General features: G+C 66.7%; 17 protein-coding genes. 6 read left to right on the top strand and 11 right to left on the bottom strand.

Annotation, left to right across the window (positions count from 1 at the left end):
• Positions 1-17: 17 nt before the first annotated feature.
• From cysC to HG543_RS27190, 5 genes are all read left to right on the top strand, one after another.
• Complete coding sequence (gene cysC / locus HG543_RS27210; protein ID WP_169347795.1) at positions 18-566, top strand: adenylyl-sulfate kinase; 549 nt, start codon at positions 18-20, stop codon at positions 564-566.
• Positions 567-650: 84 nt separating this feature from the next.
• A complete protein-coding gene (locus HG543_RS27205) occupies positions 651-1,451 on the top strand; it encodes a 2OG-Fe(II)-dependent halogenase WelO5 family protein (RefSeq protein WP_169347788.1) in 801 nt (266 codons plus the stop codon).
• Positions 1,448-2,584 carry a zinc-binding dehydrogenase gene (locus HG543_RS27200; protein WP_169347787.1) on the top strand — a complete coding sequence of 379 codons (1,137 nt, stop codon included), beginning with the start codon at positions 1,448-1,450 and terminating at the stop codon, positions 2,582-2,584. The genes HG543_RS27205 and HG543_RS27200 overlap by 4 nt, the downstream gene beginning before the upstream one ends.
• Positions 2,581-3,456 (top strand): pyrroline-5-carboxylate reductase, encoded by an 876-nt coding sequence (gene proC / locus HG543_RS27195; protein ID WP_169347786.1) that lies wholly within the window; start codon positions 2,581-2,583, stop codon positions 3,454-3,456. The genes HG543_RS27200 and proC overlap by 4 nt, the downstream gene beginning before the upstream one ends.
• A 263-nt stretch (positions 3,457-3,719) precedes the next feature.
• Positions 3,720-5,120 carry a serine hydrolase domain-containing protein gene (locus HG543_RS27190; RefSeq protein ID WP_169347785.1) on the top strand — a complete coding sequence of 467 codons (1,401 nt, stop codon included), beginning with the start codon at positions 3,720-3,722 and terminating at the stop codon, positions 5,118-5,120.
• 37 nt (positions 5,121-5,157) lie between these two features.
• Here HG543_RS27190 and tnpC read toward each other — a convergent pair whose 3' ends face one another.
• From tnpC to HG543_RS27165, 5 genes are all read right to left on the bottom strand, one after another.
• Positions 5,158-6,039, bottom strand: coding sequence for an IS66 family transposase (gene tnpC / locus HG543_RS27185; protein ID WP_169347784.1), 882 nt, complete (start codon positions 6,037-6,039; stop codon positions 5,158-5,160).
• A gap of 2 nt (positions 6,040-6,041) precedes the next feature.
• The gene (locus HG543_RS27180; RefSeq protein ID WP_169347783.1) at positions 6,042-6,341 is read right to left on the bottom strand and encodes a transposase; all 300 of its coding nucleotides are present in this window, start codon (positions 6,339-6,341) and stop codon (positions 6,042-6,044) included.
• A gap of 140 nt (positions 6,342-6,481) precedes the next feature.
• Positions 6,482-7,408, bottom strand: a complete 927-nt coding sequence (locus tag HG543_RS27175; protein WP_169347782.1) for a LysM peptidoglycan-binding domain-containing protein — start codon at positions 7,406-7,408, stop codon at positions 6,482-6,484.
• A gap of 223 nt (positions 7,409-7,631) precedes the next feature.
• The gene (locus tag HG543_RS27170) at positions 7,632-8,390 is read right to left on the bottom strand and encodes an arylamine N-acetyltransferase family protein (RefSeq protein ID WP_169347781.1); all 759 of its coding nucleotides are present in this window, start codon (positions 8,388-8,390) and stop codon (positions 7,632-7,634) included.
• A gap of 141 nt (positions 8,391-8,531) precedes the next feature.
• Positions 8,532-9,689, bottom strand: coding sequence for a beta/gamma crystallin family protein (locus HG543_RS27165; protein WP_169347780.1), 1,158 nt, complete (start codon positions 9,687-9,689; stop codon positions 8,532-8,534).
• 279 nt (positions 9,690-9,968) lie between these two features.
• On the opposite strand from HG543_RS27165, the gene HG543_RS27160 reads away from it, so the two are divergent.
• The gene (locus tag HG543_RS27160; RefSeq protein ID WP_169347779.1) at positions 9,969-10,523 is read left to right on the top strand and encodes a hypothetical protein; all 555 of its coding nucleotides are present in this window, start codon (positions 9,969-9,971) and stop codon (positions 10,521-10,523) included.
• A 309-nt stretch (positions 10,524-10,832) separates the two neighbouring features.
• Here the strand turns inward: HG543_RS27160 and HG543_RS27155 are convergent, their stop codons facing one another.
• From HG543_RS27155 to HG543_RS27130, 6 genes are all read right to left on the bottom strand, one after another.
• Positions 10,833-11,156 (bottom strand): DUF7716 domain-containing protein, encoded by a 324-nt coding sequence (locus tag HG543_RS27155; protein WP_169347778.1) that lies wholly within the window; start codon positions 11,154-11,156, stop codon positions 10,833-10,835.
• Positions 11,157-11,317: 161 nt separating this feature from the next.
• Complete coding sequence (gene istB / locus HG543_RS27150) at positions 11,318-12,073, bottom strand: IS21-like element helper ATPase IstB (protein WP_169347777.1); 756 nt, start codon at positions 12,071-12,073, stop codon at positions 11,318-11,320.
• A gap of 136 nt (positions 12,074-12,209) precedes the next feature.
• Positions 12,210-13,730: an IS21 family transposase gene (istA, locus tag HG543_RS27145; protein WP_169347776.1), complete on the bottom strand. Its 1,521-nt coding sequence runs from the start codon at positions 13,728-13,730 to the stop codon at positions 12,210-12,212.
• A 309-nt stretch (positions 13,731-14,039) separates the two neighbouring features.
• Positions 14,040-15,443, bottom strand: a complete 1,404-nt coding sequence (locus HG543_RS27140; protein WP_169347775.1) for an amidohydrolase family protein — start codon at positions 15,441-15,443, stop codon at positions 14,040-14,042.
• 622 nt (positions 15,444-16,065) lie between these two features.
• Entirely contained in the window at positions 16,066-16,419 is a 354-nt protein-coding gene (locus HG543_RS27135) for a hypothetical protein (protein WP_169347774.1), read from the bottom strand.
• 280 nt (positions 16,420-16,699) lie between these two features.
• The gene (locus HG543_RS27130; protein WP_343073447.1) at positions 16,700-17,083 is read right to left on the bottom strand and encodes a multicopper oxidase domain-containing protein; all 384 of its coding nucleotides are present in this window, start codon (positions 17,081-17,083) and stop codon (positions 16,700-16,702) included.
• Between the last annotated feature and the right edge of the window lie 126 nt (positions 17,084-17,209).

The raw sequence follows: 17,209 nt of genomic DNA, 5'->3' as shown, positions 1-17,209 counted from the left end.
TGAGGACAATGGCGGGTTTGGATCGGCCGGGTGGTTTCATCCTCTGGTTCACCGGAATGTCCGGGGCAGGGAAGAGCACGCTCTCCACGGCGGTGCGCCGCCGGCTGGAGGGCGGCCACTCCGTGGAGGTGCTCGACGGAGATGAGGTTCGCACCTTCCTGTCGCGAGGGCTGGGCTTCACCCGGCCCGACCGCGAGGAGAACGTCCGGCGCATCGGGTACGTGGCGCGGGTGCTCGCCAGGCACCGTGTGGCGGTCATCTCCGCCGCCATCTCCCCGTACCGCGAGTCTCGCGACGAGGTGCGGCGGCTGGCCACCGAAGCGGGCATCCCCTTCATCGAGGTGTATGCGCAGGCGAGCCTGGAGGCGCTCGTGCAACGCGATGTGAAGGGCCTCTACAAGAAGGCGCTGGCGGGGGAGATCCCCCACTTCACGGGCATCTCGGATCCGTACGAGCCCCCCGGGGCGCCGGAGGTGACGGTGCGCACCGACGCGGAGACGGTGGAGGCAGGGGTGGAACGCATCCTCGCCACCCTGCGCGAGCGCAAGCTCACCGCGCAGCGCTGATTCCATGGCCTCGCAGCATGGTTGGTCTTGACACTGGTTTGCAGTGAACGCCGCCGTATTGTCTTGTCATGTCCGAGGATGAATATGAGAAAGCTTTCGTCGACCCCGCGCAGGCCCTCTTGGAGTGTTTTCACGGCCCAGGAGCTTGACCAGAATTCCTGGCAGCAGCTCATTCGCAACGAGATCCCCGCGGTTGTCATCCGAGACTTCGCCACGCCGGCCGAGTGCAGCCGTCTCATCGATCGGGCTCAGGTGATTGGCTTCGAGTCGTACAAGAATGTCGTGCCGCCCATCGACCGGATTGGCGCGACGGTGTTCGAGCACAACGGCTCGGATGTCTCGGGCTACTTCCAGAGGGCGGAGCAGTGCCGGGCGCTCCAGGGCGAGATCTTCTCGCAATCGTTCTCTCCGCTCGAGCGCTTGATGAGCCGGTTGCGCCAGGCCACGGGGGCTCCGGTGCAGATCGCCGCCGATCCAAAGCACGGGACCTACTGCGCGGGCCTCATCCGCCGCATCGAGAATGGGACGCTGCTCCACATCGACTATGCCCCCGCCGAGCAACCGGAGTGGTGGGTGGCCCAGGTTCAGGTCCAGCTCGCCTGGAATCTCTACCTCGAGCTCGACCCGCAGAATCCCGGCAGGACGCACGTCTACAATCGTGAGTGGGCGCCCGAGGATGAGGTCTACAAGCTCGCGGGCACGTACGGCTACAGTCGCCCCGTTGTCGAGGGCGCGGAGAAGTACACTTTGCGGCCCACGATGGGCGACGTGTACATCTTCAGTACGCGGAACTACCACGAGGTCGATTCGAGCGGGGGGCACCGCACCACCGTGACCTCGGCGATCGGGACTCTCCCTGATGGGAGGATCGTCCTGTGGTCATGAGTGCACACGCCTCCTGCACCGCGGCGGTCATGCACGGTGCCAACCGCCCCGTCGAGCTCCAGCACTTCTCCGCACCCGAGCTGGAGCCGGGCGGGGTCCTGCTCGAGACGCTCTTCTCCGAGGTATGCGGGACGGACGTCCACCTGTCGCACGGCCGGCTCGCCGGTGTGCCGTACCCCATCATCCCGGGCCATGTTTCCGTCGGAAAGGTGCTGGCCGTGCGCGGCGAGCCGCGCGACGTCGACGGACGTCCCGTGCGCGTCGGTGCCACGGTCACGTTCCTCGACGTGGTCGGGACCTGCAACGCCTGCTGGTTCTGTCTGGTCGGCAAGATGCCGAACCGCTGTCCTTCGCGGCGCGTCTACGGCGTCACCTGCTCGGCGAAGGAAGGGCTGTACGGCGGCTGGTCGCAGCTCATCTACCTCAAGCCGGGGGTGTCCATCCTCGAGGTCCCGTCAACGCTCATGCCGGAGCGGGTGATCGCAGGCGGCTGCGCGTTGCCGACCGCGATTCACGCCGTCGACACGGCGCGCATCCAGCTCGGGGATCGCGTGTTGATCCAGGGGGCGGGTCCGGTGGGGCTGAGCGCGGCGACGCTGGCCCTGCTTTCTGGCGCGGGCGCGGTCTACGTCGTCGAACGTCATGAGGTGCGACTCGCGATGGCCCGCGACTTCGGGGTCGATGAGGCCATCCGGCTCGACGTGACGGGTTCGAACGGCCACGTGGAGCGGATTCTCGCGCTCACCGACGGACGCGGCGTGGACGTGACGATCGAGGCCACCGGCGTGCCCGCGGCGGTCAAGGACGGCATCCGGATGACCCGCGACGGTGGGCGTTACGTGGTCGTCGGGCACTACACCGACCACGGCGAGGTGGGGCTCAACCCGCACACGGAGATCAATCGAAAGCACCTCGAGATTCGAGGTGTGTGGGGCGTGGACTTCAGCCACTTCCACCGGATGCTCCGCATCCTCGACCGGCACGGTGCGAGGGTCGCCGGTGGCAAGGGCTGGGAGCACATGGTCAGCCGCACCTACGGCCTCGAAGAGGTGAATCAGGCCCTGGCCGATGTCGAGACGGGTCGCATCGTGAAGGGACTCATCCGCCCCAATCCCGTTCGTACCTCGCGATGACGGCCGATTCGATGGATGCCACCGTGCCCTCGCGGAGGCCAGCCCTGGGCTTCATCGGCGGTGGGGTGATGGCCGAGGCCTTGATTGGAGCGGTCACCGGGGGAGGCCTGGCCGCGCCCGGCACGCTCCTCGTCGGAGAGGTCGACGAGGAGCGTCGCCGGGTGCTCCGCGAGCAGTACGGCGTCGAGGTGACCGCGGACAACCTCGCGGCGGCGGACGCGGAACTGGTCGTGCTGGCCGTGAAGCCGCAACACCTGGGTGTTGTCCTCCAGCAGCTGCGCGGGCAGCTCCGTGAGGACACGATTGTCGTCAGCATCATCGCGGGCGCGCGCCTGCAGACGCTGTGCGAGGGTCTCGAACACCCACTCGTCGTTCGCGCGATGCCCAACACCCCCGCACGCGTCCGCAGGGCGGCCACCTTCTGGATTCCAAGCGCGGGCTTGAGCCAGCCAGCGCTGCTGCGCGTCCGCTCACTGCTGGGCGCGCTCGGCACCGAAGTGGAGGTCGCCGACGAGGCCGGCGTGGAGATGGCGACGGGCCTCGCCGGCCCCATGCCCGCGTTCGTCTATTTCCTCATCGAGGCGTTCATCGACGCGGGCGTGGCCCTGGGGCTGCCGCGTGATCAGGCCACCCTGGCGACGGTGGAGAGCATGCGCGGAAGCCTGGAGTTGCTGCATCGCAGCCAGGAGTCCCCGGCGGCGTTGCGCAAGCAGGTCACGAGCCCCGGTGGCGCGACGCTGGCCGGCTTGAAGGTGTTCGAGAGCGCGGGCGTCCGGGATGCGATGGACGCGGCGGTGCGCGCGGTGCATGCGCGCGCGCAGGAGCTCGGGCGGCTTCCGCTCGCCCCGCTCGAGCCCGGGAAAGAGGGCTGACTCCTGGTAACTCCTCGCCGTACCCCCTCATTGCCGAGGTGACGGCCCGCTCACGCCAGCAGCGCCGATAGCGGGAACGACGCAAGCGTGAGGCTTCGCTCGGGAGCGGCGGCTAAACCGGAAGCGGATGAGAGTCCAAGAGAACCCCTCATACGACAACTATCGTAGTTCTCACCGCCCCGAAGCCTTTACGACGGAGGAAGGACGGTGTTCCCCTACGCGGGTCCGTGGGCAATCCGTGCCCGGGACCTCTGGAGTTCCCCATGCGAGGTTCGTTGCAGTCCTTTTCCCTGGCGATGGTGTTCCTCGTGGGTCTGCTCGCGGGCCGTCCCTCGTCAGCCCATGAATCGCTCCGTGAGCGCATCGATGCCTTCGTGCGCGCGGAGCAGAAACGGATGAATGTGCCGGGCGTCGCGGTGGCCGTCGTGAGCCACGGCAGGGTCATCGTGGCGAAGGGGTATGGTTTCTCGAACCTGGAGCATCAGGTTCCCGTCACCCCGGACACCCTCTTCCAGTCCGGCTCCCTGGGCAAGCAGTTCACCGCCATGGCGGTGATGCTCCAGGTGGAGGCGGGCCGCATCTCGCTGTCCGACAGCATCACGAAGTACTTCCCCGACGCGCCCTCGACCTGGGCCCCCATCACGATTCGCCACCTGCTGACGCACACCTCCGGCCTCTCGGATGGGCTGCTCGACCTGCGCAAGGACTACACCGACGAGGAGTTCGCGCAGTTCCTCTATACGCTGCCCCTGGACTTCCCCGCCGGCCTGCGATGGAACTACAGCAACGCCGGCTACGTCCTGCTGGGCCTCCTGGTGAACCGCGTCGCGGGCACCTCCTACGTCAACGTCCTGGGCGAGCAGGTCTTCAAGCCCACCCACATGAAGACGGCGCGAGGCATCAGTGAGGCTGACATTGTTCCCAATCGCGCGGCCGGTTACCGCCTGCTCGACGGGGTGGTGAAGAACCAGGAGTGGGTCTCCCCCTCCCTCAACACCACGGCGGATGGCTCGCTCTACTTCTCCCTGAAAGACATGCTGGCGTGGGATGACGCCGTGGATGACCGCGCCATCCTGACGAACGGGAGCTGGCGGGACATCCTGAATCCCGTGAAGCTCTCCAGCGGAGCTTCCTATCCGTATGGCTTCGGATGGTTCATCGAGGAGCGCAACGGCCAGCTCGTGCACCAGCACGCCGGTGCATGGCAGGGCTTCAAGACCGCCTACTACCGCTTCACCGGAGACGCCCTGTCCATCATCGTGCTGCTCAACCTCGCGGAGCCGAACCCCGCGGCCATCGCCAATGGCATCGCCGCCATCGTCAACCCCGCGCTCGCCGTGCCTCCGCTGGCCCCCATTCCGGACCTCGAACCGGAGGTCACGGCCCGGCTCGCGACGCTGCTCGAGCAGGCACGGGCCGGAGCGCTGAACCCGGCCGAGTTCGCGTACGTCCCCGGGTGGTTCTTCACGGAGGCCGCGCCGTATTACCAGTCGCTGCTACAGAGCCTGGGGCCGTCGGGGCCGCTCGTCCTGGCGAAGCGGGAGATGCGGGGCGATGACCGCGTCTACACGTACCTGGTGCAGGCCGGCTCCACGATGCTGCGCTACCGGGTGGCGCTCATCCCGGATGGCCGGGTGTCCGCCTTCGCGCTGAGCCCGAACTAAGAGCTGACCCGCCCGGGCCGCACAGCGGGAGCGGTGGTCAGCTCTGGGCCTTCGGCAGCGTCACGGTGCCCGGATTCTCGATGGCGGCGAGCGCAGGGCGCCGCAGGTCGTGGCCCGGGTCCTCTCCTCGCAGCCGCGCTGTCTCGAGGTTCTTCCTGCCTATCACCATGTCACGCAGCTGGCGCTCGACGTGGTTATTGTCCAGCGGCACCTGCGGCTGGGTGAGGAAGACCGTCAGCCTCGCCCAGAGGTTGAGCATGTACTCGAGGGCCTTGCGAAAGGCACTGCCGGGCAGTGCGCGCTGCGCGTGCGCCCAGTCGCAGATGCGCTCGGTCAGCGGCGCGGACTTCTGCTGACGCACGGCGAGCCGGTGCGCGAGCGCGGCCTGACGCTCCTCGCCCTCCAGCGCGTACCAGCCCGGCAGGTCCGCCTCGACGGCGTACAGCTCGCCGATGAGGTCCAGCACCTCTTTGCAGGCAGGGGCAAACTGCTGGGCTTCGAAGAATTTTCTCCTCACGTGGGCCCAGCAGAAGGCCGGGGTGGCTGGACAGGGCCCGTCCGCGCTGGACTTCGTCGCCGTCTGGTACGCCGCATACCCATCCACCAGCACGACGCCCTCGTAGTCGCCCAGCACGGTGCGCGCCGTCGCCCCAGAGCGGCTGGGGTAGATGCGATGGAAGACGGTGTCGGGCGAGGCCACCGTCCACGCGTACCACTTGGTGCCCGGCCCCTTGTCCAGCAGCAGCCAATGCGTCTCATCCGCGTGGTGCAGGTGCGCCTGGGCGTCCTCGCCCTTGAGCCGGGCATTCTCCGCGACGAGCGCCTCAAGGCGCTGGTGCAGCCGGGCGTTTTCCGCCTCCAGCAGCGCCGCCCCCTGCTTGGCCGTCTCCAAGTCTCGCAGCTGCTCGACGCGCGTCATGACTACCTGACAGGTGCGGCAGGACGCTCGCTGACGTGCACCGGCACCAGAGCCGCGCCCTTCTCGGCGGGCTTCGGACGGCGGTGTCCCGCGGGGCGCCCCTTGCGCCACTCGTAGAGCGTCGGCCCGGACACGCCCAGTTGCTGCGCCGCGTCCGTCACCGTCCCACCCTTCGCCATGGTGTGCTCGGCGTAGCGCACCGCGAAGGCGCGCAGCGCCTCGGGGAATGGCAACGAGCCACCGCGCCGCCCGGCCTTCAATCGCTGCGCTTCCTGACGGAACTGCTCCAGCTCCTTCTCCATGGACCACCTCCTGGCGTGTGGCCAAGGGAAGTCTCACGAAGGCTGGAGCCCGTTACGACGGGGCACGGCGAGGTCTTACGACTCCTGCTCGCGCGGCGGGTGTCCGGGTCTTCCGGATGGAGTGGGTCCCCTACGCCACGTCAGCCGACCTGGGCCAGGACGTAGCTGAACTCGCTCTGAGAGCCGAGCGCGGCCCAGAAGTTGTTGAAGCGGCCCTGGTCCATCGTCTGGCAGCCGGCGGAGTACGTGTCGGTTGTTCCGCCGCGATGGAAGTAGTAGCCCTGGCCGCCCCAGTCGCCGCTGAACACATCGTCCTTCGAGTTGATCCGGTGATCGCGGTTGGTGTCGCGCCGCACGGTCGGGTTCCCGTAGCGCAGGTCCGGCGCGAGGATGTTGCCACCGAAGTTGCCGTTGAAGCTCTTCCGGTAGTGGTAGGTCTTGTTGCCGACGAGGCGGCCGACCGGCTTGGTGCTCTGGCTCGGGTCATCGGCCCAGCGGCGGTTCGGCTCGGTGTTGGCCTTGAACTCCTGGACGTGCGGCTTGCCGCTGCTGTCCTTCCACATGACGACGAGCCGATCGTCGTAGGAGCCGCCGGAGGGGCGATCACGGGTGAAGGGCGTGTTCACCCTCAGGCCGACGATGACGCGCTTGCCGGCCGCGAGGTCCTGCTTCGCCTTGGCGTCGCCGTACTTCTCCACGTACTTCGAGTAGAGCGCGTACTCCTTCGCCTGAGACATGCCCTCGGTGTTCGGGATGCCCTTGGGGAGCACGCTGGTGTTTTTGTTGGTCGGCGGCTTCGGTGTCGGCTTCGGCTCAGGCGCGGGCGCATTCACGACCTTCACGTGCAGCTTCTGGCCCGGGTGGATGACGTTGATGTTCTCGACCTGCGGGTTCAGCTTCTTCAATGCGGCCAGCGAGAGCTCGTGTTTCGCCGCGATGCCCGAGAACGTGTCACCGCTCTTCACGGTGTAATCCACGTACTTCTTGGGGGCCGGCTGCTCCCCGGTGCTGAACCTGGCAGTGACTCCACCCAGCGTGGCGCCGGACCGGACCTTGGACGTCGTCATTCGGGGCACTCCTGAAACCGAAGGTGTCTGGCTGGATTGTCGAAGGTGCGGGCTCGAAGTTTCTTAGAATTTGATCCATCACCGGCCCCAGTGCCAGCAGGGCAAACGGCGAGTCCTTTGGATTTCTACGCTCAGTGAAGTGCTGGCGGCCTGCGGACCCGTCCCGGGGCCTTCACGGCGGCAGGTAGAGTGGGCCGGCTCCTCATGTGCGTCCGGAGCGGCGTCATCCGCCGGAGGGCAGGGTGATGCCGAAGTGCCGCGTGAGCGCGGCCCGCCACGCGGCCTCGTCCGGGAGCCGCTGCTCGTGGCGCGCGCCCCCCGAGGTGACGACGAGCGCGCCCTCCTTGAGGGTGATGCGCCCGTCCGGCGTGGTCCGGGTGCAGAGGCGTCGCTGCGTGAAGTGGGACTCCGGCGAGGTCTGCTGGTGGTGGCACATGGCCGCGAAGTCCTCGAGTTCGCGCGGGATGAGCGAGACGACGTACTGGGCCTTCCAGTCCCCCGACGCCGCCTCGCGCCAGACGACGAGCCCCTCCGCGTCCTCGACCAGCCGGTGGCCGCGTCCGTCCTGGGTCTGCACGCCGCGCTCGTCGAGGCGCAGCGGTTCCAGGAAGCACTCGCCGAAGCCCACGTCGGCCAGCCAGCGGCCCGAGGCGTCCTCCACCAGGAGCGCCAGGTGGTCGAAGTCGGGACCGTAGGCGCTGCCATCGGGACGCGAGGCCACGCGCGCCGACAGCAGCGTCACCCGGTAACCGAGAGTCCGGAGCAGGCGGGCGAAGAGGCCATTGAGCTCGTAGCAGAACCCACCGCGCCGCTGGAGGACGACCTTCTCGAAGAAGGCCGCCTCGTCGAGCCGGATGGGCCGCTTCAGGTGGATGTCGAGGTTCTCGAACGGCACGGCCTCGAGGTGGGCCCGATGGAGCGCGGCGAGCGGCGTACCCGCCGAGACACCGATACGCTCCAGGTAGCGAGTGGCGTCAAACATGCGCGCTGTATAACGCGGTGGACCCGGTGGGGGCGCCCCATTCTCCAATCCATGGGCGGCCCGCCATTCCCCTGGCGCGAACGCGCCGGGGCGGGCTCGCGAAGGAAGCCCGGCACGCCCCGGAGCCCGAGCGGTGCTGACCTACATCCCCGATGCGCTCACGATGAGCGAGGACATCTTGTCGTTCCAGCTGTCGTCGACGAGCGAGGCATCGTCCGCCGTCTTGGTGAGGCTGGCACCGCTGAAGTTGTCATGTTCATACAGGGTGACCTTGTAGCCGCTGGCGACCTTCAGGGAGGTGATGTCGTCATTGCGCACGCCCCAGGCATGCAGGGCGGACAGGGTGTAACGGCCAACGGGCAGTGCCATTCCATAGCCACCGTAGTTCTGGTCCTGGAACACGGTGACAGCCGTGGGGCCCGGGGGGGTGTAGGTGAAGGGGAAGTCACGCTGAGCCTGGGTGAACTGCGCTTCCCACTCGGCGGGCCATCCGAATGCGGACGTGGCCAGGGTCTTGAGATTGACGCCCGCGGCACCACTCCAGAAGTGGATGAACTCTCCCCAGTTCAGGCTTCGCGCGTAGTTGCTGCCGTTCTTCGGCAGGTACTGCGCGAGCAGGACGAAGTACCGGTTGAGCACCGAGGAGCCGCCGTGGTTCTTGTAGATGGGATAGAACCAATCCCGGAACCAATGGGTGTTGGCGCGGGGGAAGCTGTCCGTCGTGTTGACCATCAGGTTGTACCAGCGATTGGCATCACTGGTGCGACCCAACGCCAGGTAGACGTCGTAGTTGAAGATCTCCGCCCACTTGCTGTCGCGCCACAGGCCGAAGGCAGGCGAGTCGTGCACGCCCTTGCTGGCGAGTTCCACGATGTGGGCCACCTCATGGGTGACGATGTCCAGGTCGTTGCCGGTGCCGGCAGTCCAGGCCGTGGGGGAACTGGAACCCACATCAATCACGTTGCGCCTGTCATGGCTGGCGTCGAAGTACGTGGAGGGGTGGCCTCCACTGTACTTTCCTGCATGGAAGATGGCGTAGAGCTGCGAGTCCGTGCCGAAGTGTCCGTAGGTCCTCTTGGTATAGCGCCACACGTCGCCCAGGTAGGTGTTGGGCCAGGTGATGGACCGGTTCACGGCCGAGTCGAAGTACACGGCCACGTCATTGTCCTGGTAGACGCGGGAGACGGTCTGGTTGTGCTCGAACCAGTGCTCCGTCCAGGTCTCGGGCGCTTGCGCCTGGACGGAAGTGGCGGAGAGCATCGGCAACACGAAGCACAACGAAGCAGGGGGGAACTTCATGGGGGAGACTCCTGTGCGCCTGGGGATGCGTGGGCTTCCAGTGACCTCCCCATAGAGAATCGAGCCCCTTTTTCGGGTTAACGCGAGGTTTTATCGGAATGAGACGGACAGCGAGTTGACCCGGTTCTTGTGGGAACAGCTCGCCGGCGGTTGCGAGTGAGGGAACCCGCCGTCAGCGCGTGGTGCGGAAGCCCGCGTAGGGGGGGCACCGTTTTTTTGCGTGGCGCTTCTGGCCAGGGCATTCCTGGGGCCTCCTCTCTCTCGAAGGAGCAGTACCCGGTGTCCATCCGTCGAACGACCGCCAGCACCCGCAATGTCACCGTCAGTGCGATGCTCGACCCGGCCCTGGGCAGCGCGCGCGACGCGCTCCAGGTCTTCCTCGAGAAGGCCCTGCGCGCCCAGTTCGGCGCCGACTGGCAGGGGACGCTGGAGCGCGACCGGCTGGCGCAGGGCCGTCCCGCGAGCGAGCGCTGGGACTGGGGCAGCATCAGCTACCGGCTCGGGCACTTCCGCTCGCCGCAGGCCACGGGCAGCGGTGTGGTGACCGAGCCCATCGTCGCGCTCGCCCGGCTCGCCAAGGCGTACCGCAACCTCTTCCAGCACGAGGAGCTCACGGACGCGCAGGTGCGCCACGCCATGGAGGGGCTCGCGCTGCTGCAGGAGGCGCTGGGCAACAAGACGCGCGCGGCCGAGACGCGCGCCGCGCTCGAGGTGTGGGCGGGCCCGCCGGCCCGAGCCGCGAAGCGTCCGGCGCGCAAGGCCCCGGTGGCCGCCAGGCGTGCGAAGCCCGCGGCGAAGAAGAAGGCGCCGAAGGCAAAGAGCGCCCGGCGCTAGGGCAGGGTGGGCCGCGGGGCCTCAGCCGTGCGCCGAACCCGCGCGGCTCGGGCCCTGGAGGGCCTCCAATCGTTGTACCGGGTTGCGGGCAACGTACGCTCCCTTGAATGCAGAGCCTGGACGCTGGCGAGGGTTGCGTGGGCTTCGAGTTCGGGCTCGACTCGGTGGTTCGAGCGCGCGGCCCGGCGCCAGGAGGGCTTCTTGCTGAAGGACGCGAAGGCCGTGAAGCCGCCCGCGGTGAGCTTCACGTGGGATCCACCTGCTCGCGAGCAGAAGTGAGCCCCGGACGAGACGGTCTGCAGCTCGCCATCAACGTTCCGTGAACCTGATGAACGCATCCTTCTTGAAGTAGTAGTTGAAGGCCTGGACGAGCTCATCAACACCCGGTTCGGCGAGCTGCCGCCGGGCATTCTCGACGATTCCCTGGGCTTGATGAACCGACAGAACATCCCGAAGCGAGTGCCGCCTGGCGAACTCTGGCACTTCTTCGGAATAGGTGTCCCGTTCCAGGACCACGCACAGGGTGTCCGCTGTCCAAGGTGGACGCGTGGCTCCATATAGTGAATGAAGCCAATTGCGGTTTTGGATGTCCTTCAGAACAGCCCCCAGGGTTTCGAATCGAGGCTCGCTCAATACCCACCTCCCTGCTCGTTCGTATCACCCTGTGCATCCGGATGGAACGACCCGTACCGGGGCGGGCTGCGTATTCCGGCCATGCCGATCAGCAATTCCGGCCGAAGCCGATCACCCGTTCCGGAGCAAGCCGATCACCGGGATGACGACGCTGGTGGGGGCTACTTCGCCGCCTTCTTCCCGCTGGTCAAACTCTCGGCCTTGCGAATCGACTCGCCGCCGAGCTTGAGGCGGTGGGCGTTGTGGACGAGCCGGTCGCAGATGGCGTCGGCCAGCGTCGCGTCGCCGATGATGGCGTGCCAGTCCTTGGGCTCCAGCTGGCTGGCCACAATCGTCGAGCCGAGCTGGTAGCGGTCATCGAGCACTTCGAGCAGTTCCTTGCGCTGAGGGGCCGTCAGTGGCTCCAGGCCGAAGTCGTCCAGGATGAGGACCTGCGCCTTGGCAAGCCTGCGCAGCAGGTGCGGGTACGTGCCGTCCGCTCGGGCCTGGGCCAGCTCGTCGAAGAGGCGTGAGGCCCGGCGGTACACCACGCTGTAGCCGTCACGGCAAGCCTTGTGGCCCAGCGCGCACGCCAGGTAGCTCTTGCCCACGCCCGTCGGTCCGGTGAGCAGGATGTTCTGCTGGCGCTGTGCCCACCTCGACGAGGCCAGGTCCATCACCACCGCCTTCGACAGCCCTCGCGCGTGCGCGTAGTCGATGTCCTCCACGCAGGCCTGCTGCCGCAGCTTCGCGTTCTTCAACCGTTGCTGGAGCTTGCGGGTGTCGCGGTGCATCTGCTCCGCATCGACGAGCAGCCCGAGCACGTCTTCGGGCGTCAACTCCTTGTCCTTGGGCTGCGCCAGCCACTGCTTCAGCGCCTTCGCCATTCCATGCAGCTTCATCTCGTTGAGCTTCTCGAGCGTCTGCTCCACCAGCATGCGTGTCTCCTTGGGCCGCGTTGCTTCCGCTGCCTGCGCGAGGCCTCGTGACGCCTTGGCGGCCTGCGGCGCGTGCACCGCGCGCCAAGGCCGCTGCTGGGCACCGTGAGGCCGTCCTCGGCGCCCAGCGGGTGCTTCAGTGGTAGTAGTCGGAGCCCCGCACGTTGCCGTGCACAGGCAACGCCTCGGGCTGGGGCTCTTCTCGCACCGGCTCGCGGTCGAGGTTGTTCCTGAGAATCGCCGCGACGCTCTTGTACGTGCACGCCCGCAGCCGCAGCGCCCGCGCACACGCTGACTCAATCCGCTCCGCCTCGTACTCGCGGCTCAGGTGCAGCACGCCGAGGCAGGCCTGGAAGCCGTGCCGCGCGTGCACCCGGCTCCGCAGGATTTCCTCCACCAGCGCCGCGGTGGCCGGCCCCGTCTTCTTCGCCCACTCCACCAGCTTCAGCGGCGTCCACTCCGCCTGCACCTGGTGAGACTTGGGCATGTGCTCGTTCTTCGTCGTGTGGCCGCCCTTCTCGAAGCTGCGCAGGTGCGAGGTGACGCGTCGTCCGCCGAGCATCACCTCCATGGCGCTCGCTGTTGCGCGCACGTCCACCTGCTGGCCCACCCACTGGTACGGCACGCTGTAGAAGTGGCCGTCGAATTCGACGTGGTAGTCGACGCGCACCCTGGGGCGAGCCCACTCGGCGTACTCGTATCTCCGCGTTGGCAGTGGCTGCAGCGCGGCGCGTTCCACTTCTTCGAAGACTTCCCGGCGCGACTTCTTCAGCTTCTTCATCGGCCGGCTGTTGAGCTTCTCCAAGAGCGGCCTGACCGCCTGGCGCAGCTCCTCCAGCGAGAAGAATGTCCGGTGGCGCAGCGCCGCCAGAATCCACCGCTCTGCCAGTAGCACGCCTTGCTCCACCTTCGCCTTGTCCCGGGGTTTGCGCACTCGGGCCGGAATCACCGCCACGCGGTAGTGCCGCGCCAGCTCCGCGTAGGTGGCGTTCAGGTCTGGCTCGTACCGATGGGGACGCGTCACCGCGCTCTTCAGGTTGTCCGGCACCCATACCTGCGTCGCGCCGCCCATGTACTCCAGCGCATTGACATGGCACTGCACCCAGGTGGGCAGGTTCTCGCTCAGCACGGGCTCCGCGTAGGTGAAGTTGCTGGCGCCCAGCACTGCCAGGAAGAGCTTCGCCTTCCTTCGCTCGCCCGTCTTCGGGTCCACCACGTCAATGCCGTCCCCGCTGAAGTCGAGGAAGAGCTTCTCGCCCGCCACGTGCGTCTGGCGCATCGTCACGCTCAGCGTCGCCGCCCACCGCGCGTACCTCTCGCAGAATTGGCTGAACTGGTACCCGTCCGGTTGCTCCGCCTTGTACTCCTCCCAGAGCAACTGCTTCGTCACGTGCTTCTTGCGCAGTTCCAGGTGCAACTGTCCCCAGTCCGGCTCCGGCCGGCCCGGGCGCGGTTTCCTCTCGTCGGTGAACAGCAGCCGCGTCAGCGCTACGTCATCGTCCAACTCCGGTGGCAGCGGCCACGTCAACTTCGCCACCCGTACCCGGCCCAGGTAGCCACTCACCGTGCCCGGCGACACCGAGAGGCTGCGCGCTATCGCCCGCGAACCCAGCCTCATCTCCAGGTGCAGCCTCAAAATTTCTCTCAGCTTCCGCATGGACAGTCTCTCTGCCGCCACCGCCGCCTCCGTTTCGGGAGGCGGCGTGGTCGGCGCTCTGTCCAGCGTCGTCAACGTTCCGGCCCAGCCTTCAGACCGCGAGGTCCTCCGCCCTGCGATGGCCCCGCTGCTTCAGCCTGCTACAGGTGTTCGGCTTGCTCCGGAATAGGTGATCGGCATGCCCCGGAACGGGTGATCGGCTTGCTCCGGAACGGGTGATCGGGATCGTCCGGAGCACGCACACGACGGGGCACGGCGAACAGATACGATGTCACCGCTGTCACTGGTCGATATTGATGGAAACAATCCTCAGACACGCTTTCTCGGCACGTTCGCATTTTTGTAGTTCCGCTCCTGAGCCTCATAGCCGAGCCGCGTGATCTGCTTCCAATCCACGCCGACGAGTTGCCCATTACGCTTCATTACCTTGCCTGCGATCAGAACCGTATCCACATTCTGCGGACCCATACCGGCCATCACAGCCCCGATCGCGTCGTTCATTGGCATGACATTGAGTCGATCGGTGCGAAGGAGAATGATGTCGGCGGCCTTACCGGGAGTGAGCGTACCGACCTTACGCTCGAGCCCGTTCGCGCGCGCGCCTTCAACGGTGGCGAATTCGAGCACGTCGCGCGCCTTGAGAAACGCCGGAGGGTTCTTGTCGCCGGCCAGTCGGCGGGCCCACGCTTCGTTCTTCTGCACGGAGAAGATGGAGCGCATCTGGTTAAAGAAGTCGTTCGGTGCGGTGGTCTCGACGTCAAGACTGAGCGACGGCCGGATGCCGAGATCGAGTGCCTTCTGAATCGGCGGATTGCCATGCCCCATGAGCATCTCGACGTAGCCTGAGATCGAGACGGTTCCGCCCGTATCTCTGATCAGCTTCCACTCGGTATCGTTCAGAGTGCAGCAATGGAGGTATGTGATATCGGGACGCAGCGCATTTTCCGCGTGGAGCTTTTCCAACAGGCCACCACGTCCGGATTCCCCCATGCCTACATGGATGCTGATACGCGCGCCGACATTGCGACCAGCCTTGAACGCAGGCAGGACGATTTCCGGCCCGCCAGTTGGCGCCGCCATATACAGCGTCAGCAGTTGATCCTCGGTAGAAAAATACTGCTTTCGCAACCGGGCAATGTCGCCAGGGAATTGGTGTCCTTTCGCTTCCCAGAATTTGCCGGTTGGACTTTGCGGATTGCCATAGGCGAATACGCCTCGCACACCGGAATCGGCCAGCGCCTTAATTGCGGCGTCGGAGTGCTCCGGCGTATTGCTGATGTGCGACCAGTCCAGCACGGTCGTGACGCCGCTATCGATGGCGCCGAGCGCGCTGAGCAGATTGCCGGCATAGACGTCCTCGGGGGTCATCGTGGCCCCGAATCTACGCTGCACCAGGTTGCGGTACTCCTCGAAGGAACCGTCGGTCAGTACGTGGCGCAGGTAGCCGAGCCACATGTGTCGGTGCGTGTCGACAAATCCGGGCATCACGATCGCGTTGGAAGCATCGATCGTCGCGGCGTTCGGCGCGCTGATATTGGCACGCACTGCGGAGATTTTTCCTCCCTCGACTAGAACATCGGCGTGTTCGAAATCTCCGACGGACCGATCCAGGGTCAGCACTGTGCCGCCCTTAATCAGGATCGGCCGGTTTGCGGAAGGCATGGAGGCGGGTGCCTTCTGCGCCCGCGCCGGAGCCGCGCTCGCGGCCACCACGGGCCCTGCAACCGCTCCTACGGCCATGGTGCCCAGAAACCGTCGGCGGGACATCGCAGGTACCCCCCCGCAGCTCTCGCAAGCGCAAAAGCGGGTCAATGAATGGCGCGGATTAGGCATGCATCACCTGCTTCTCGTGGAAAGGGATTGGGTTGAATCTGGCTGCGAAAGTTCCAGCTATAACTAGATGGCTTGGCCTACGCATGGGCGGGATTGCCCCCTGCTGGGGTGAGCGGCGGGGCGATGGCGCGCCGCCGACCGGGCCATGTGGAGCGAACACGGGTCAGCGGGCAAGGCACCTTACTTCCTCTGCTCGGGTCCGACCGAACGGCGGCTCTGGGGAGCTTCAGGCTGTGAGTACCCGTGGGGCGCCTGCTTCTCGTCCTTCCCGCCATAGACACGCCAATTCGTCCAGCTGGAACTCCACATCCAAGGGCCCATCAGCATGACGAGGAGGGTGAAGCCGACTGCGAACGCGAGGATGATCCAGATGCTCATAGGTCCTTCTCCTTTGAAAATCAGTGTGGGCATCCCATGCAGAGAAGCCCGGTTGATGCGCCGTGGCGCCGCGAGAGCAGGGGTTGGCGCCTGACTAGTTGCACCCTGCTCTGGGAAGCCGGCACTACCCGAGCTGTGCTACGAACCGCAGCTGCGGGCGAGGCTCCCCGCTGCGCTGGTCGAACGCGCGGCCGGGTGTTGGGGGTAACGCGAACGTCCTCTCTCTCAGCGTGCTGCCCAAGAGGCTGTCGCCGTCGAAGGCGTTGCCGAAGACGGGGACGCCCGCCTCGTGGGCCGTGCGCACGTGGCTGCCCTGGCCCCGGCGCAGAAGCCGCGCGCCCATCTTTCCGATGAACTCGTGGCCCGAGAAGGAGCGCGGCGTAGACGCATTCGCGGGAGCGACGACCGCGTGGCCGCGCGCGTGCAGAGGACCCTCGTCGATGAGTGCGTCGTCGATGCGGTCGCGTTGCAACTGCATGCTGCGGCTCTTCTTCTGCGGCCCAGAGGCAACCCGGTGTCGGGTGGGCCGCTCGAGAGAAGGCGCGCGCCACCGGGAGCGCCCTACGGCCACTCCGGCAAGAGGAGGGTGCCGCCATCGGGAAAGCGCTGGGTGGCTGCTGCGAGGCGGAAGTGTAGCGGCTGAGTCGCGTCTCGCAACTGCGCCCATTGAGCCGCGCTACTCCCGTGGAGAAGTGGGCCCTTCGTGTGCTCTGGCAGGAGCTCATGTGGCTGTTCACGAGAAGGTCGTGGGGTTGAGGTCAGTGCGTGCCGGCCGCATGGCGTCCTTGGTCTGCGGGGACGGTCGCACCGACGGGCACGTCGATGAGCGTCATCATCCCGGACTCCGCGTGCTCTTGGATGTGGCAGTGCAGCATCCAGACGCCCAGGTCCTGGGGGAACATCGCTACGTCCACCGTCTCACGCGGCCCCAGCAGCACCGTGTCGCGCCAGTGTCCCTCGTCCACCGCGCTGCCGTTGCGCGTGAGGACGCGGAAGAACTGCCCGTGCACGTGCATGGGGTGCAGGCGGTAGGAGACGTTCTCGAAGCGCAGCCGTACCCAGCGCCCGGGCTCCAGCCGGTAGCGCCGCCCGTGCGGTGCGGCGTGCTCGCCCTCCTCGTGGCGGAAGGCCTCGCCGTTGATGGTCCACTCGATGCCGAAGGGCCCGCCGCGCCGGGCATCGAGCCGGAAGGTCTCCCGGGGCGCGAGGGCTGTCTCTTATACACAACTGACGCTGCCGACGAACCTGAACGTTTGCGGAAACGTGTA

This window comes from Pyxidicoccus fallax (assembly GCF_012933655.1).
Taxonomy (GTDB): domain Bacteria; phylum Myxococcota; class Myxococcia; order Myxococcales; family Myxococcaceae; genus Myxococcus; species Myxococcus fallax.
The sequence above is the reverse complement of the archived record's forward strand: the minus strand, read 5'-3'. Positions and strand labels throughout refer to the sequence as shown.

Excerpts from the sequence above, each read along its gene's own strand:
- HG543_RS27205 (WP_169347788.1), top strand. The coding sequence starts at position 651 with ATGAGAAAGCTTTCGTCGACCCCGCGCAGGCCCTCTTGGAGTGTTTTC.
- HG543_RS27200 (WP_169347787.1), top strand. The coding sequence starts at position 1,448 with ATGAGTGCACACGCCTCCTGCACCGCGGCGGTCATGCACGGTGCCAAC.
- proC (WP_169347786.1), top strand. The coding sequence starts at position 2,581 with ATGACGGCCGATTCGATGGATGCCACCGTGCCCTCGCGGAGGCCAGCC.
- HG543_RS27190 (WP_169347785.1), top strand. The coding sequence starts at position 3,720 with ATGCGAGGTTCGTTGCAGTCCTTTTCCCTGGCGATGGTGTTCCTCGTG.
- tnpC (WP_169347784.1), bottom strand. The coding sequence starts at position 6,039 with ATGACGCGCGTCGAGCAGCTGCGAGACTTGGAGACGGCCAAGCAGGGG.
- HG543_RS27180 (WP_169347783.1), bottom strand. The coding sequence starts at position 6,341 with ATGGAGAAGGAGCTGGAGCAGTTCCGTCAGGAAGCGCAGCGATTGAAG.
- HG543_RS27175 (WP_169347782.1), bottom strand. The coding sequence starts at position 7,408 with ATGACGACGTCCAAGGTCCGGTCCGGCGCCACGCTGGGTGGAGTCACT.
- HG543_RS27170 (WP_169347781.1), bottom strand. The coding sequence starts at position 8,390 with ATGTTTGACGCCACTCGCTACCTGGAGCGTATCGGTGTCTCGGCGGGT.
- HG543_RS27165 (WP_169347780.1), bottom strand. The coding sequence starts at position 9,689 with ATGAAGTTCCCCCCTGCTTCGTTGTGCTTCGTGTTGCCGATGCTCTCC.
- istB (WP_169347777.1), bottom strand. The coding sequence starts at position 12,073 with ATGCTGGTGGAGCAGACGCTCGAGAAGCTCAACGAGATGAAGCTGCAT.
- istA (WP_169347776.1), bottom strand. The coding sequence starts at position 13,730 with ATGCGGAAGCTGAGAGAAATTTTGAGGCTGCACCTGGAGATGAGGCTG.
- HG543_RS27135 (WP_169347774.1), bottom strand. The coding sequence starts at position 16,419 with ATGCAGTTGCAACGCGACCGCATCGACGACGCACTCATCGACGAGGGT.